The sequence below is a fragment of the Vibrio sp. 1562 genome, from assembly GCF_033340155.1.
Taxonomy (GTDB): Bacteria; Pseudomonadota; Gammaproteobacteria; order Enterobacterales; family Vibrionaceae; genus Vibrio; species Vibrio alginolyticus.
Map to the genome: position 1 here is coordinate 33,713 of NZ_JAWOVY010000016.1, position 14,980 is coordinate 48,692.

A 14,980-nucleotide genomic window follows, 5' to 3' on the forward strand; every position below is an offset into this window, starting at 1 on the left:
GATAATAAAAAGAGCCGCGCAATGCGGCTCTTTCTGTTTATAAGCTTTTCAACCCCCACTTCTTGGCAGTCTGCTTAAAAAAGCCTTGAGTCTTTTTCAACTCTACCCAGTGATTGATGTAATTAATCCATACTTGATCGTCTTGCGGCAACAACATAGCAATTGGGGTTGGTTTACGCGGTGCGGTCACTGGCACTATCGCCAACTGTTTAAACTTGTCCACTAACGTCGCTGCTTCCACATTGGACGTCACCGATACATCGGCCCTGCGAGCTAGTAGTTCTTGGAAGTCGCGCGCTGGCGCTTCAATAACAATATGTTGAGCAGACGGGAAGAATTCTTTCACCATTTTTTCTTGTACCGTACCTAACGTCGCCGCGACTTTTACTTCTGGTTTATTAAAATCCGCCCAATCAGAGAATTTGGCGAGATCTTTCTTTTGCACCACAGGTACAAAGGCAAGGTAGAAATACGGCTGGCTGTATCCAGCTACTTTCGCGCGCGACATGTTCAGAGATGCGCTGCCAGTAATATCGTATTTGTTGGCGGTAATGCCATTAACTAGCGTCTTCCAATCCGTGGGCACATACTCCACTTTTACACCAAGATCTTTAGCAAGCTCTGTTGTTACATCAATATCGAAGCCACGATAACTGTTTGTCGCAGGGTCTTTCATCGTCATCGGATTCCAATCTCCCGTCGTTCCAACTCGGAGTACGCCATTGTCTAAAATGGATTGAAGACGGCTTTCAGCGTGAGCGACTTGAGTCGCAGCAAGCAAACACATTCCTAGCACTAGTAAAATCTTTCTCATTTTTATTCCCTTAAAAATAATGACCTTATACGGTTTAATAATTAACCTTTATTAGAGCTCTACTGATAACATAGCAGCAACAAAGGAAGTTTTTTAGTTAATTCAGGGAGTAAATGTGACGTTTCGAACTCTATGGCTGTTTTCACTGCTATTACTCACTGGTTGTTCAGATTATCAATGGGGCTGGTATGTACTTGACCCTTCGACGGATCAAGGGCTCACCAATCTAAAGTTTTTAATCGCTGGGTTTAACGACACCATTCAGGTATCACTCCTCAGTATGTTATTTGCGATGAGCTTGGGTCTGATCGTTGCGTTACCCGCTCTGTCGGACTCAGCCTCTCTGAAGTGGATAAACCGTATTTATGTCGAGGTGATCCGTTCAGTGCCAGTTTTAGTCTTACTACTTTGGGTGTATTACGGCATGCCTACACTATTGGATGTCTCACTCAATCACTTTTGGGCGGGTGTTATTGCACTGACTATCGCTGAGAGTGCGTTTATGGCGGAAGTGTTTCGCGGTGGGATACAAGCTATCAGCCGTGGCCAACATGAAGCGGCTGAATCTTTGGGCTTAAGCTATTGGCAAAAGATGCGCTTGGTAATTCTTCCCCAAGCATTTCGACAAATCCTCCCTCCACTGGGCAATCAATTTGTCTACATTCTCAAGATGAGTTCTTTAGTCAGCGTGATTGGTTTAAGCGATCTCACTCGCCGTGCTAATGAGCTGGTGGTGAATGAGTACTTACCCTTAGAGATTTATACCTTCCTCGTTTTGGAGTACTTGTTACTCATCCTATTTGTATCTCAAGCCGTTCGTTGGCTCGAAAAACGTATTGCCATTCCTAGCTACTAGCGATGAAGCCTTAGCTAGAAACAACAAAGCCGCTCTTGTTGAGCGGCTTTGACAATATAGAGACAGAGTGTAGGTAATGCTTATTTCTGTTTTACAGGACGCTGCCAGCCAGTAATTTTGCGTTCTTTGACGCGAGTAATTACTAACTCACCTTCTTCAACATCTTTTGTTAGTGTCGTGCCAGCACCGATGGTTGCGCCATCAGCGATAGTGACAGGCGCCACCAGCTGGCTATCAGAACCAACAAAAACATCATTACCGATGATGGTTTTAAACTTGTTCGCACCATCGTAGTTACAAGTGATAGTACCTGCGCCGATGTTAGTACGTTGACCGATCTCTGCATCACCTAAGTAAGTTAGGTGGTTCGCTTTTGAACCTTCTCCGATGCGCGCATTTTTCACTTCAACGAAGTTACCCACATGGGAATCGTTACGCATTTCAGCACCAGGACGAAGGCGAGTAAATGGACCAACCGTACATTCTTCACCAACCGTTGCACCTTCAATCACACTGTAAGGGCGAACGATGGTGTTGTCGTCGATTTCACAATCTTTCAGTACACAACCCGCACCGATAACCACGTTATCACCCAGTGAAACATTACCTTCGATGATAACATTCACGTCGATTTCACAGTCCATACCGCACTGTAACTCACCACGCAAATCAAAGCGTGCTGGATCGCGTAGCATGACACCTTGCTCTAGTAGCTTCTGAGCTTGCATTGACTGGAAAGCACGCTCTAGACGAGCAAGCTGTGCGCGGTCATTGACCCCTTCCACTTCAATGGCATTGACTGGGTGTACAGCCTCAACGGCACGACCTTCATCGTGTGCAGCTGCAATAACGTCAGTTAGGTAGTATTCGCCTTGTGCGTTGTTGTTGTTTAAGCCAGACAACCAACGCTTAAGATCCCCACCAGTCGCAACCATCACGCCAGTATTGATCTCTTTAATTTGTTTTTGTTCTTCTGTTGCATCTTTTTGCTCAACGATCGCCACAACAGGACCATTCTTACGGATAATACGACCGTAGCCTGTCGGGTTATCTAGAATCACTGTTAGTAGTGCAATGCCGCCTGTTGGCTGTGCATCTAATAGGTTTTCAATCGTTTCAGCTGAAATCAGTGGAACATCACCGTAAAGCACCAGTACTTTTTCATCGTCTTCAAACTTCGGAGACGCTTGATCAACCGCATGACCTGTACCTAGTTGCTCCGCTTGCAGTACCCAGTTTACAGGCTCTTCTGCTAGCGTTTGCTGCATTTGATCACCACCGTGACCATATACTAAGTGGATGTTTTGTGCGCCAAGACCTGTACATGTATCAATCACATGTTTTGCCATTGGCTTCCCTGCCAAAGTGTGTAGCACTTTAGGCATGTTTGAATACATACGGGTACCTTTACCCGCAGCAAGGATCACAGCACTGAATTTCATTAATAACCTATTGACGTTCTATTTTAATTGGGCGTTATTTTAAACACCTTGGAAGGATTAGTTAATGGTGGGATGTAAATTTCCAACTAAAATTAATCAAAAAGGCGACCAATTGGCCGCCTTTTTTCATGCAACGTTGCTAATTGAGCTTAGCGACGCTTTTTTGTCAGCTCGATAACTCGTAGCTGAGCAATGGCTTTAGCCAGTTCACTGGCCGCTTGTGCGAAGTCCATGTCACCATGCTGATTCTGGATTTGCTCCTCAGCGCGGCGTTTGGCTTCTTCTGCCTTCGCTGCGTCTAGCTCTTCACCACGGATAGCTGTATCAGCTAGTACAGTCGCTGTACCAGGCTGAATCTCTACCATACCACCAGAAACATAAATAATTTCTTCGTGGCCGTGCTGTTTCACAATACGCACCATACCAGGCTTGATAGCGGTCAGCAGCGGTGTGTGACCATGGAAAATACCAAGTTCACCTTCGCTACCGGTCACCTGAAACGTTTCAACACGACCAGAGAAGATTTTCTTCTCAGCGCTTACTACGTCTAGGTGAAAGGTTATTGCTGCCATATCGCCTCCTAGTTAGCCTTATAGCTTCTTCGCATTCTCAATAGCATCGTCGATGCTACCGCAGTACATAAATGCCTGCTCAGGAATGTCGTCGTATTCACCAGCTAGTAGGCCTTTAAAGCCACGTAGAGTCTCTTTTAGAGGTACGTAAATACCAGGGTCACCTGTAAATACTTCTGCTACGTGGTAAGGCTGAGTTAGGAAACGCTCAATCTTACGTGCACGAGATACAACTTGCTTATCTTCTTCAGATAGCTCGTCCATACCTAGGATAGCAATGATATCTTTCAGCTCTTTGTAGCGCTGAAGCGTCTGCTGAACACCACGAGCAACTTCGTAGTGATCTTGACCAACGACTAGTGGATCAAGCATACGAGATGTTGAATCTAGCGGGTCGATCGCAGGGTATAGACCCATTGCAGCGATGTTACGGTTAAGTACAACCGTTGCATCCAAGTGCGCGAACGTTGTTGCTGGAGACGGGTCAGTCAAGTCATCCGCAGGTACGTATACCGCCTGTACAGACGTGATAGAACCTGATTTCGTTGACGTGATACGCTCCTGAAGTACACCCATCTCTTCTGCAAGAGTTGGCTGGTAACCTACCGCAGAAGGCATACGACCTAGTAGTGCTGATACCTCGGTACCTGCAAGTGTGTAACGGTAGATGTTATCAATGAACAGTAGTACGTCACGACCTTCGTCACGGAAACGCTCTGCCATTGTTAGACCAGTCAGTGCAACACGTAGACGGTTACCTGGTGGCTCGTTCATCTGACCGTAAACCATCGCTACTTTTGATTCTTCAGGCTTCTCAACGTTTACAACGCCCGCTTCCTGCATCTCGTAGTAGAAATCGTTACCTTCACGAGTACGTTCACCAACACCAGCAAATACTGATAGACCTGAGTGCTGTAGTGCGATGTTGTTGATAAGTTCCATCATGTTAACGGTCTTACCTACACCTGCACCACCGAATAGACCGATTTTACCACCCTTAGCGAATGGACAAATTAGGTCGATTACTTTAACGCCCGTTTCTAGAAGTGCAATTTCGTTTGATTGCTCTTCGTAGCTTGGTGCACTACGGTGGATAGAGTAAACCTCTTCCGCACCCACTTCACCACGCTCGTCAATCGCGTCACCTAGGACGTTCATGATACGACCTAGAGTTTTAGTACCTACTGGTACTGAAATTGGAGCGCCAGTGTTAACCACTTCAACTCCACGACGTAAACCATCAGAGCTACCCATTACGATACAACGAACTACGCCACCGCCTAGCTGTTGTTGAACTTCAAGAACTAGACGCTCTTTTGAGTCCGTTACGTTTAGAGCGTCATATACACTAGGTACATCGCTCTGTGGGAACTCTACGTCGACTACCGCACCGATGATCTGTACGATCTTACCTGTAGCCATCGTTAATCCTCTAAACTATTTCGTTTTACCTAAGCTTAAACCGCAGCTGCACCACCAACGATTTCTGATAGTTCTTGTGTAATCGCAGCCTGACGGGCTTTGTTGTACACAAGTTCCAAATCGTCAATCAAACTGGTTGCGTTATCCGTTGCAGCCTTCATCGCAATCATTCGAGCCGCTTGCTCACAAGCAAGGTTCTCAACCACACCTTGGTATACCTGAGACTCTACGTAACGCACTAATAGCGTATCCAGTAGAGGTTTTGGTTCAGGCTCATAGATGTAGTCCCATGAATGCTCACGCTGCATCTCTTCGCTGTCCGATTTAGGCAAAGGTAGCAATTGATCGATCGTTGGTTGCTGAACCATAGTATTAACAAACTTGTTGAATACTACATATAGACGGTCCAGTTCACCTTCATCGTATTTCTTCAGCATTACGCCAACAGAGCCGATTAGGTCTTGTAGGCTTGGATTATCTCCAAGACCAGAAACCTGTGCCGCAACTTTTGCGCCACCATGTTTAAAGAAAGCTGTTGCTTTTGAGCCAACAACGGCTAGCTCAATCTCAGCACCTTTCTCTCTCCATGCTTGCATGTCTGTAACGGCTTTTTTGAACACGTTAATGTTCAAACCACCACACAGACCACGGTCTGTCGAAACGATGATGTAACCAACACGTTTAGCTTCACGCTCTTCTAGGTACGGATGACGGTACTCTAGGTTTGCGTTAGCCACATGACCGATCACTTTACGCATTGTTTCAGCGTATGGACGAGAAGCTTCCATTGCATCTTGAGAACGACGCATTTTTGAAGCTGCTACCATTTCCATCGCTTTCGTAATTTTCTGAGTGCTTTTAACACTACCGATTTTATTACGTATCTCTTTTGCGCCGGCCATCGTTACTCTCCGTTAGTTGGTGGCAGAAACTGCCACCGACCTAATTACCAAGTTTGGGTTGCTTTGAAGTCGTCAGTCAGTTTCTTCAACTGAGCTTCGATTTCATCGTTGTAAGCGCCAGACTTGTCGATCTCAGCTGCTAGTTCAGCGTATTGACCGCGAGCGTACGATAGTAGAGCCGCCTCGAAATCTAGAACTTTGTTAAGTTCTACATCATCAAGGTAACCGCGCTCTGCCGCGAAGATAGTTAGAGCTTGGTCAAATACAGACATTGGAGCGTACTGCTTCTGCTTCATTAGTTCTGTAACTTTTTGACCATGGTCTAGCTGTTTCTTCGTTGCGTCATCAAGGTCAGAAGAGAACTGAGCAAATGCCGCTAGTTCACGGTATGCAGCTAGTGCTGTACGGATACCACCTGATAGTTTCTTGATGATTTTCGTCTGAGCTGAACCACCTACACGAGATACTGAGATACCTGGGTCAACAGCAGGACGAACACCAGCGTTGAATAGCTCAGTTTGTAGGAAGATCTGACCATCGGTAATCGAGATTACGTTAGTCGGTACGAATGCTGAAACGTCACCTGCTTGAGTTTCGATGATAGGAAGAGCAGTCAAAGAACCAGTCTTACCTTTCACTTCACCGTTAGTGAAACGCTCTACGTACTCTTCGTTTACACGAGCTGCACGCTCTAGTAGACGCGAGTGTAAGTAGAATACGTCACCTGGGAATGCCTCACGGCCTGGTGGACGTTTAAGTAGTAGAGAGATCTGACGGTAAGCTACCGCTTGCTTAGATAGATCATCGTAAACAATCAGTGCGTCTTCACCGCGATCGCGGAAGTATTCACCCATCGCACAACCTGCGTAAGGCGCTAGGTATTGAAGCGCTGCAGATTCAGAAGCTGATGCAACTACAACGATAGTATTTTGTAGTGCGCCGTGCTCTTCTAGTTTGCGAACAACGTTAGCGATAGTCGATGCTTTCTGACCGATTGCTACGTAGATAGAGAAAATACCAGAGTCTTTCTGGTTGATGATCGCGTCGATCGCCAGTGCTGTTTTACCAATCTGACGGTCACCGATGATAAGCTCACGCTGACCACGACCGATTGGGATCATTGAGTCAACTGACTTATAACCAGTTTGCACAGGTTGGTCTACCGATTTACGGTCGATTACACCTGGTGCGATCACTTCTACAGGCGAAGTCATTTTCGCTTCGATTGGGCCTTTACCATCGATAGGCTCACCCAGCGTGTTTACTACGCGGCCTAGTAGTTCTGGACCAACTGGCACTTCAAGAATGCGGCCAGTACCTGTAACTTTCATGCCTTCCTTAAGGTCAGCATATGGGCCCATTACAACCGCACCAACCGAGTCACGCTCAAGGTTAAGTGCCAGTGCATAACGGCCACCCGGTAATTCAATCATTTCACCTTGCATCACGTCCGCTAGGCCGTGGATGCGGATGATACCATCGCTTACCGATACGATAGTACCCTCGTTGCGAGCTTCACTAACAACTTCGAAAGATTCGATACGTTGTTTGATCAGATCGCTAATTTCCGTGGAATTAAGTTGCATGCTCCAATCCCCATTAAGACTGCAATGCATCGCTCAGGCGGTTCAAACGACCACGCGCTGAGTCATCGATGACTAGGTCTCCGGCTCGAATAATAACCCCACCAAGTAGGGTCTCATCTACACTGCAATTCAGCTTCACTTTGCGTTCAAGACGCTTTTCAAGTTTGCTGCCAATGTTTGCAAGTTGTTCATCAGAAAGCTCTGTTGCTGAAATTACTTCAACATCAATTTCTTTCTCATGTTCTTTTTTCAGAGTAAAAAACTCCGTGCAAACATCAGGAAGGGCCGCTAAACGACCATTCTCAGCCATTACCTTCAAAAGGTTTTGACCGTGCGCATCAACTTGTTCGCCGCAAACTGCAACAAAAATTTCTGCCATTTTGTCAGCAGAAACCGAACCCGTTAGTAGTTCGTTCATTTGTTCATTTTTGGCCACTTCAGCAGCAAAAGATAACATTTGGCCCCATTGGTCCAACTGGTCTTTCTCTAAAGCAAAGTCGAAGGCTGCTTTAGCATAGGGGCGTGCGATAGTAGTCAAATCAGACATATGCGCCCCCAGACTTAAAGTTTTGCAGTAATGTTGTCGAGAATATCTTTTTGCGCATCTTTATCGATAGAACGCTCAAGGATTTTCTCAGCACCAGCTACAGCCAGAGTAGCAACTTGTTTGCGCAGCTCATCGCGTGCACGATTGCGTTCAGCTTCAAGTTCTGCTTCTGCTTGCGCTAGGATTTTCTGGCGTTCTGCCTGAGCTTCCTCGCGAGCTTCATCAAGAATTTGAGACTTACGTTTGTTCGCTTGTTCGATGATCTCAGTTGCTGTGCGCTTCGCTTCTTTCAATTGATCAGAAGCGTTGGCTTGTGCTAGATCCAAGTCTTTCGCAGCACGTTCTGCTGCTTGAAGACCATCAGCAATTTTCTTCTGACGCTCTTCGATCGCTTGCATCAATGGTGGCCATACATACTTCATGCAGAACCACACAAATAGTGCGAACGAGATTGCTTGACCTAGCAGAGTTGCGTTTATGTTCACAACAGCTACCCCTCTATTTGGACTTAGTGTTAATCAGTGACAAGCGATAATCGCCCGTCCCGAGTTAAAGGTGATTAACCTAGTTGACCAACGAATGGGTTTGCGAAAGTGAATAGTAGCGCGATTACGATACCGATCATTGGAACCGCATCAAGTAGACCCGCGATGATGAACATCTTAACTTGTAGCATAGGAGCCATTTCTGGTTGACGTGCAGCACCTTCTAGGAATTTACCACCTAGCAGTGCGAAACCAATCGCTGTACCAAGAGAAGCAAGACCGACGATAATACCTACGGCGATTGCAGAAAAGCTCAGTAAAGTTTCCATTACTATCTCCAATTTATAGTTGTTGGCTTAGTGCCCAAATAAAAAGCTTTAAAAAAATTAATGATCAGGATCTTCGTGTGCCATTGACAGGTAAACAATTGTCAACATCATGAATACGAAGGCTTGAATCGTAATAACCAAGATATGGAAGATTGCCCACGGTAGTGAACCCATCCATTGTAAGTACCATGGTAGCATTGCCGCACAAAGAATGAATACAACCTCACCCGCGAACATGTTACCGAATAGACGCATACCAAGTGATAGAGGTTTCGCTAATAGCGATACCACTTCAATTAGTAGGTTAAACGGAATCATCAGTGGGTGATTGAATGGATGTAGTGCAAGTTCTTTTGCGAATCCACCTAGACCTTTTACTTTGATGCTGTAGTAAATCATCAATGCAAAAACGCCTAGAGCCATAGCCATGGTGATATTCACATCAGCAGACGGTACAACCTTAAGGTAAGGGATACCTAGCCAATGCTCTGCTGGGTATGGTAAGAAGTCGATAGGAACTAAGTCCATCACGTTCATCAAAAATACCCAACAAAAGATAGTCAGTGCTAAAGGCGCGATCAGTGGGTTGCGTCCATGGAACGTGTCTTTGACGTTATCGGCGACAAATTCAACGATCATTTCTACAGCACACTGAAGCTTACCCGGTACACCCGCTGTTGTTCTCTTTGCTACTTTGTAAAAAATTCCGAGGAAAATTAAACCAGTAAACCAAGAAAAAAACAGGCTATCGATATGTACGTTCCAGAAACTTGTCTCCGACCCTACTAAACCCAACTTGTATAGCGATAGGTTAGAAAGGTGGTGGGCAATGTAACCGGACGATGTTAGCGCTTCACCTGGCGCAGCCATAACTCATCCTATTTTTTGTTGTTAATGAATAGCACTGGTGCACAGATATTAATACCTAGTACCAGCAAATAGGTTAGTTTGAGGGGAACAAGTTCCACCTGCATATACATGTAGGCAACATAGAACAGTGCAACCGTGATGAGAATTTTCAGTACTTCACCCGTATAGAAGGAAGCAGCGATGCGCTTGGCAGCGCGAGCTCCACTAAACATGAAAGCACACAGCGCGAATACTGCATTGGCAACAACAAAAATGCCTCCGCCAATCAGCGCTGAAAATCCCCAGTCAGGATTTATGGCTACCGCCATTCCTGCTGCCACAAAAATAACCGCGCCAGACTGGATCATTAACAATTGCCTTGCGAGCTCTCGTCCTGGTCTAGCTAACGCAGCTACCATGTATTCGTACCTCTAGTAATATCCACTTCGCACTTAACTCTCTGTGCTGGGAAATTGGCGAAAATTATACGTTCAGTTCAACGTAAAGCAATTCGATTGCATCAAAAACTTACAGTTTTGTTTACAAAACGACAACTTTCGCACAAAATTCGATTAATTAGATTAATTGACCTAAATCAATTATCTCATCTAGGCCTCAAGCTTGGCAATTAGTTGGTCCAATTTGTGAGGCTCATCAAGACTTATCGTCAATTTCGCTTTTCCGTTTGCAGAACGGGTAAGAGAAACTTTTGCATCAAGCAGCTGACTCAATTTATGCGACATTTGCTCGGCTTCGGTATCCTCTTGTTGCCCTTTTTGCTCATTTTGTGGGGCTAAGCACTTTTTTACTAACTGTTCGGTTTGGCGAACAGTCATTTGCTTCTTAGCCACTTGTTGAGCTACTTCGACTTGCTGTTCGCCTTCTAACGCTAACAGAGCTCGAGCATGACCCATTTCCAATTTTTTATCTGCAACCAGACCTTTTACATCAACTTCCAACTGATTCAGACGTAATAGGTTACTGACCGTCGTTCTTGATTTACCAATCACATCGGCCACTTGCTGATGTGTCAGCGTGAATTCATCTTGTAGACGCTCAAGCGCTTGGGCTTCCTCAATCACATTCAAGTCTTCACGTTGAATGTTTTCAATCAACGCCATGGCGATGGCGGCACGATCTTCAACTTTTTTCACCAAACACGGCACGCGTTTTAAACCCGCCTGCCTTGCAGCACGCCAGCGGCGCTCACCTGCGATGATCTCAAACTGACCATTTTCGACCTGGCGAACCACGATTGGTTGAATAATGCCTTGTGATTGAATCGAAGCCGCTAGTTCTTCTAGCGCTTCAGGCGCCATATCTTTACGCGGTTGGTATACGCCCGGCTGCAATTGACCAATCGCTAAATCGGTTAACTCACCGTCTGCCGATAATTCTTGGCTATGCGATGCAATATGCTGTTTTTCACGAGCAAACGAACTGGTCGACAATAACGCATCCAGTCCTTTTCCGAGACCACGCTTAGACATGGGATTGAATTCCTTAGGTTAGAGTTAAACTGGGATTTCTTCGCGGCGGAGCATTTCGCCCGCTAGAGCAAGATACGCTTTGGCACCTGCGGAGTACTTATCGTAGTACATTGCTGGCTTACCGTGACTTGGTGCTTCAGCCAAACGAACATTACGCGGAATGACAGTACGGTAAACTTTATTCCCAAAGTGTTTTTTAAGTTGATCGGATACTTCATTCGATAAGCGGTTGCGTGGGTCGTACATGGTACGCAATAAACCTTCGATTTTGAGGTTTTCATTCACAACAGCCGCTAACTTGCTGATTGTATCCATAAGAGCAGTTAAACCTTCTAACGCAAAGTATTCACATTGCATCGGCACCAGCACAGAGTCAGCTGCCGCCATCGCATTGATTGTAAGAAGGTTTAGAGAAGGAGGACAATCAATAAAGATGAAATCATAGTTATCGCGAACTGACGACAATGCATTTTTTAGACGCACTTCACGAGCGAAAACTTCCATCAATTTGATTTCTGCCGCGGTTACGTCTCCGTTCGCCGCGATCAAATCATACTTCCCTGTTGTTTGGGTACAAACGACTTGATCGAACGGTGTATCTTCGACCAAAAGATCGTATGCGGTGGCGTCGACCATATACTTATCCACGCCACTGGCCATCGTAGCATTACCTTGCGGGTCGAGATCGATCACCAAAACCTTGCGCTTTGTTGCCGCCATCGAAGCCGCTAAGTTAATGCACGTTGTTGTTTTGCCGACCCCACCTTTCTGGTTGGCGATTGCTACAATTTTACCCACGATTACCTCGCTAATTTTCCTTGCGCGATAAGATTACTAGATGACGATCACCTTCCAACTCAGGAACAGCCAAAGATATGATCTCTGTCACACTGCACCATTCAGGAAGCTGATCCATTTCATCTTTAGGGTGCTGTCCTTTCAGCGCTAGAAACACCCCGTGCTCTTGTTTCGGCAAATGGTGGCACCATTCCACCATGTCTGTCATTGAAGCAAAAGCTCGACTCAAAACGCCATCAAATTTTTCTTCAGGCTGGAATTCTTCGACGCGACTTTGAATTGGTGTCACGTTTTTCAGCCCTAATGTGTGCACAACTTGCTTGATAAAACGGATGCGTTTGCCAAGACTGTCGAGCAAAAAGAAGGTTTTCTCAGGGTTCATGATTGCCAAAGGGATGCCCGGTAACCCCGGACCAGTACCAACATCAATGAAGCGCTCACCGGGCAGGTGTGCGCTTACAACGATACTATCAAGAATATGTTTCACTAACATATCAAGCGGATCACGTACCGATGTTAAATTGTATGCTTTGTTCCATTTGTCGAGCAGTTCGACATAACCAACTAACTGCTCTCGTTGCTGTTCTGACACTTCCAAATCGGTTTTCGCGATCAGTGAATCCAGCTTTGTTCGCAATGCGCTCATTATTCTTCCTCACCTTTCTTCAGCAAACCATGCTTTTTCAAGTGAACAAGTAGAATAGAAATTGCAGCAGGCGTAATACCAGAAATGCGTGATGCAATACCGATGCTCTCTGGTTTGGCCTCGCTCAGTTTAGCAACGACTTCGTTTGATAAACCTTTTACATCGCGGTAATCCAAATCAGCAGGTAACTTGGTATTTTCGTGACGCAGTGATTTTTCGATCTCTTCCTGCTGACGCTTGATGTAACCATCGTATTTCACTTGAATTTCAACTTGCTCAGCCGCTTGCTGATCTTCAAGAGCAGGAGCAAACGCTTCAAGTTGCGTCAGTTGCGAATAAGTGATCTCTGGACGACGCAGAAGATCCTCACCACTCGCTTCACGGGCCATTGGGGTTTTCAGCAGCTTGTTCAACTCATCAACACCCTTTGACTTCGGATTCATCCACGTTGCTTTCAAACGCTGACGCTCCGTTTCCATATTGTTGATTTTCTCGTTAAAGCGAGCCCAACGAACATCATCAATCAAGCCTAGCTCGCGCGCTTTTTCCGTTAAACGTAAATCGGCGTTATCTTCACGAAGTAGCAGGCGGTATTCCGCACGAGAAGTGAACATGCGGTACGGCTCTTTGGTACCCATGGTCGATAAGTCATCAATCAACACGCCCATGTAAGCTTGGTCACGACGTGGGCTCCAGCCTTCTTTGTCTTGGCTAAACAAGCTTGCGTTTAGGCCCGCCATCAAGCCTTGCGCTGCGGCTTCTTCGTAGCCAGTCGTACCATTAATCTGGCCAGCAAAGAACAAACCATGGATGAACTTCGTCTCGTACGTTTGCTTCAAATCACGTGGATCGAAGAAATCGTATTCAATCGCATAACCTGGGCGAACGATGTGTGCATTTTCAAACCCTTTCATTGAGCGCACGATTTGTACTTGCACATCAAATGGCAAGCTGGTCGAGATACCATTAGGGTATAACTCGTGCGTGGTTAGGCCTTCTGGCTCAATAAAGATTTGGTGGCTGTTTTTGTCAGCGAAACGCATCACTTTGTCTTCAATAGACGGACAGTAACGCGGACCAATACCTTCAATCACACCTGCGTACATTGGACTGCGATCCAAGTTACTACGGATCACATCGTGAGTTTGTTCATTGGTGTGGGTGATGAAACATGGAATCTGACGCGGATGCTGTTCACGTTTGCCCATGAACGAGAATACAGGCGTTGGGTTATCACCGTGCTGAGCTTCTAGCACTGAAAAATCAACAGTACGAGCATCAATGCGCGGTGGAGTACCTGTTTTTAAACGATCCACACGGAACGGCAGTTCACGCAGTCGATCCGCTAATGCGATCGATGGTGGATCCCCGGCACGACCACCAGACGAGCTTTCCATACCTATGTGGATCTTACCACCAAGGAAGGTACCCACGGTTAGCACAACGGCTTTCGCATGGAAGCGAAGTCCCATTTGAGTTACCACACCAACTGCGCGATCTTGTTCAACAATCAGATCATCAACTGATTGCTGGAACAACGTTAAGTTAGGCGCATTTTCTAATGCATTACGAACGTACGCTTTGTACAGAGCGCGATCGGCTTGAGCTCGAGTTGCTCGTACTGCAGGACCTTTGGAGGCATTTAGTGTACGAAACTGAATACCTGCATGGTCGATGGCTTCTGCCATCAAACCGCCCATAGCATCTACTTCTTTTACTAAGTGACCTTTACCAATACCACCGATCGCCGGATTACAAGACATCTGGCCTAATGTATCGATGTTATGGGTAAGGAGAAGCGTTTTTTGTCCTGTGCGTGCAGATGCGAGCGCGGCTTCCGTTCCTGCGTGTCCGCCACCGACAACAATGACGTCAAAGTTTTCGTGATAAAGCATGAACTGACCTCAGGTATTCAAAGGGATTTAATGGACAGATAAAGGAGCCGTATTTTACCTGCTTTATGCCAGAGAGAAAAACGTTTTCTCGTTTTATCCGTTTTAAGCTTCAAGATAAATATATATAAGATCTATATATATGATCTTTTATTAGATCTACTATTAGGATCGACCGTTTCTGTGGATAACCTAAAAATGATCAACAAGATCATGGATCTTCTTTGGATCATATCTTGTGATCATGATTGGATCAGATCGAGGATTACCTGGGATCAAAAGTGGTGGTTATGCACAGGGGGTAAAATTGATCAAAGTTGTTATTGGGATAACTAAAGGAAAATCACTGG

The 14,980-nt window shown here is 45.7% G+C and carries 16 protein-coding genes; 1 reads left to right on the forward strand and 15 read right to left on the reverse strand.

The features are described 5' to 3' along the window. Positions 1-37 precede the first annotated feature (37 nt). A complete protein-coding gene (locus R7Z49_RS16300; protein WP_005378944.1) occupies positions 38-814 on the reverse strand; it encodes a transporter substrate-binding domain-containing protein in 777 nt (258 codons plus the stop codon). Positions 815-929: 115 nt separating this feature from the next. On the opposite strand from R7Z49_RS16300, the gene R7Z49_RS16305 reads away from it, so the two are divergent. Then, entirely contained in the window at positions 930-1,670 is a 741-nt protein-coding gene (locus R7Z49_RS16305) for an amino acid ABC transporter permease (RefSeq protein WP_005383852.1), read from the forward strand. Between the two features lie 80 nt (positions 1,671-1,750). Here R7Z49_RS16305 and glmU read toward each other — a convergent pair whose 3' ends face one another. From glmU to mnmG, 14 genes are all read right to left on the reverse strand, one after another. After that, positions 1,751-3,112: a bifunctional UDP-N-acetylglucosamine diphosphorylase/glucosamine-1-phosphate N-acetyltransferase GlmU gene (glmU, locus tag R7Z49_RS16310; protein ID WP_005378938.1), complete on the reverse strand. Its 1,362-nt coding sequence runs from the start codon at positions 3,110-3,112 to the stop codon at positions 1,751-1,753. 149 nt (positions 3,113-3,261) lie between these two features. Further along, positions 3,262-3,684, reverse strand: coding sequence for a F0F1 ATP synthase subunit epsilon (locus tag R7Z49_RS16315; protein ID WP_005378937.1), 423 nt, complete (start codon positions 3,682-3,684; stop codon positions 3,262-3,264). A gap of 18 nt (positions 3,685-3,702) precedes the next feature. Further along, on the reverse strand, positions 3,703-5,106 hold the full coding sequence (atpD, locus tag R7Z49_RS16320; protein WP_005378933.1) for a F0F1 ATP synthase subunit beta: 1,404 nt from the start codon (positions 5,104-5,106) through the stop codon (positions 3,703-3,705). A 35-nt stretch (positions 5,107-5,141) separates the two neighbouring features. Further along, complete coding sequence (gene atpG / locus R7Z49_RS16325) at positions 5,142-6,008, reverse strand: F0F1 ATP synthase subunit gamma (protein ID WP_005378932.1); 867 nt, start codon at positions 6,006-6,008, stop codon at positions 5,142-5,144. A 44-nt stretch (positions 6,009-6,052) separates the two neighbouring features. Next, positions 6,053-7,594: a F0F1 ATP synthase subunit alpha gene (atpA, locus tag R7Z49_RS16330; protein ID WP_005378931.1), complete on the reverse strand. Its 1,542-nt coding sequence runs from the start codon at positions 7,592-7,594 to the stop codon at positions 6,053-6,055. A gap of 13 nt (positions 7,595-7,607) precedes the next feature. Next, positions 7,608-8,141, reverse strand: coding sequence for a F0F1 ATP synthase subunit delta (gene atpH, locus R7Z49_RS16335; protein ID WP_017635596.1), 534 nt, complete (start codon positions 8,139-8,141; stop codon positions 7,608-7,610). A gap of 14 nt (positions 8,142-8,155) precedes the next feature. Further along, positions 8,156-8,626 carry a F0F1 ATP synthase subunit B gene (gene atpF, locus R7Z49_RS16340; RefSeq protein ID WP_005378929.1) on the reverse strand — a complete coding sequence of 157 codons (471 nt, stop codon included), beginning with the start codon at positions 8,624-8,626 and terminating at the stop codon, positions 8,156-8,158. A gap of 74 nt (positions 8,627-8,700) precedes the next feature. After that, the gene (atpE, locus tag R7Z49_RS16345; RefSeq protein WP_002540812.1) at positions 8,701-8,955 is read right to left on the reverse strand and encodes a F0F1 ATP synthase subunit C; all 255 of its coding nucleotides are present in this window, start codon (positions 8,953-8,955) and stop codon (positions 8,701-8,703) included. Between the two features lie 57 nt (positions 8,956-9,012). Continuing rightward, positions 9,013-9,825: a F0F1 ATP synthase subunit A gene (atpB, locus tag R7Z49_RS16350; RefSeq protein WP_005378922.1), complete on the reverse strand. Its 813-nt coding sequence runs from the start codon at positions 9,823-9,825 to the stop codon at positions 9,013-9,015. Positions 9,826-9,833: 8 nt separating this feature from the next. Continuing rightward, positions 9,834-10,223, reverse strand: coding sequence for a F0F1 ATP synthase subunit I (locus R7Z49_RS16355; RefSeq protein WP_005378921.1), 390 nt, complete (start codon positions 10,221-10,223; stop codon positions 9,834-9,836). A 189-nt stretch (positions 10,224-10,412) separates the two neighbouring features. After that, on the reverse strand, positions 10,413-11,294 hold the full coding sequence (locus R7Z49_RS16360; RefSeq protein WP_005383840.1) for a ParB/RepB/Spo0J family partition protein: 882 nt from the start codon (positions 11,292-11,294) through the stop codon (positions 10,413-10,415). A 24-nt stretch (positions 11,295-11,318) separates the two neighbouring features. Beyond that, on the reverse strand, positions 11,319-12,092 hold the full coding sequence (locus tag R7Z49_RS16365; RefSeq protein WP_005383838.1) for a ParA family protein: 774 nt from the start codon (positions 12,090-12,092) through the stop codon (positions 11,319-11,321). 10 nt (positions 12,093-12,102) lie between these two features. Continuing rightward, complete coding sequence (rsmG, locus tag R7Z49_RS16370; RefSeq protein WP_005378902.1) at positions 12,103-12,738, reverse strand: 16S rRNA (guanine(527)-N(7))-methyltransferase RsmG; 636 nt, start codon at positions 12,736-12,738, stop codon at positions 12,103-12,105. Beyond that, a complete protein-coding gene (mnmG, locus tag R7Z49_RS16375) occupies positions 12,738-14,633 on the reverse strand; it encodes a tRNA uridine-5-carboxymethylaminomethyl(34) synthesis enzyme MnmG (protein ID WP_161440622.1) in 1,896 nt (631 codons plus the stop codon). Before mnmG ends, rsmG begins: the two co-directional genes overlap by 1 nt. Positions 14,634-14,980: the final 347 nt, after the last annotated feature.

Coding starts and splice junctions, on each gene's coding strand:
- R7Z49_RS16300 (WP_005378944.1), bottom strand. CDS start 814: ATGAGAAAGATTTTACTAGTGCTAGGAATGTGTTTGCTTGCTGCGACT.
- glmU (WP_005378938.1), bottom strand. CDS start 3,112: ATGAAATTCAGTGCTGTGATCCTTGCTGCGGGTAAAGGTACCCGTATG.
- R7Z49_RS16315 (WP_005378937.1), bottom strand. CDS start 3,684: ATGGCAGCAATAACCTTTCACCTAGACGTAGTAAGCGCTGAGAAGAAA.
- atpD (WP_005378933.1), bottom strand. CDS start 5,106: ATGGCTACAGGTAAGATCGTACAGATCATCGGTGCGGTAGTCGACGTA.
- atpG (WP_005378932.1), bottom strand. CDS start 6,008: ATGGCCGGCGCAAAAGAGATACGTAATAAAATCGGTAGTGTTAAAAGC.
- atpA (WP_005378931.1), bottom strand. CDS start 7,594: ATGCAACTTAATTCCACGGAAATTAGCGATCTGATCAAACAACGTATC.
- atpH (WP_017635596.1), bottom strand. CDS start 8,141: ATGTCTGATTTGACTACTATCGCACGCCCCTATGCTAAAGCAGCCTTC.
- atpE (WP_002540812.1), bottom strand. CDS start 8,955: ATGGAAACTTTACTGAGCTTTTCTGCAATCGCCGTAGGTATTATCGTC.
- atpB (WP_005378922.1), bottom strand. CDS start 9,825: ATGGCTGCGCCAGGTGAAGCGCTAACATCGTCCGGTTACATTGCCCAC.
- R7Z49_RS16355 (WP_005378921.1), bottom strand. CDS start 10,223: ATGGTAGCTGCGTTAGCTAGACCAGGACGAGAGCTCGCAAGGCAATTG.
- R7Z49_RS16360 (WP_005383840.1), bottom strand. CDS start 11,294: ATGTCTAAGCGTGGTCTCGGAAAAGGACTGGATGCGTTATTGTCGACC.
- rsmG (WP_005378902.1), bottom strand. CDS start 12,738: ATGAGCGCATTGCGAACAAAGCTGGATTCACTGATCGCGAAAACCGAT.
- mnmG (WP_161440622.1), bottom strand. CDS start 14,633: ATGCTTTATCACGAAAACTTTGACGTCATTGTTGTCGGTGGCGGACAC.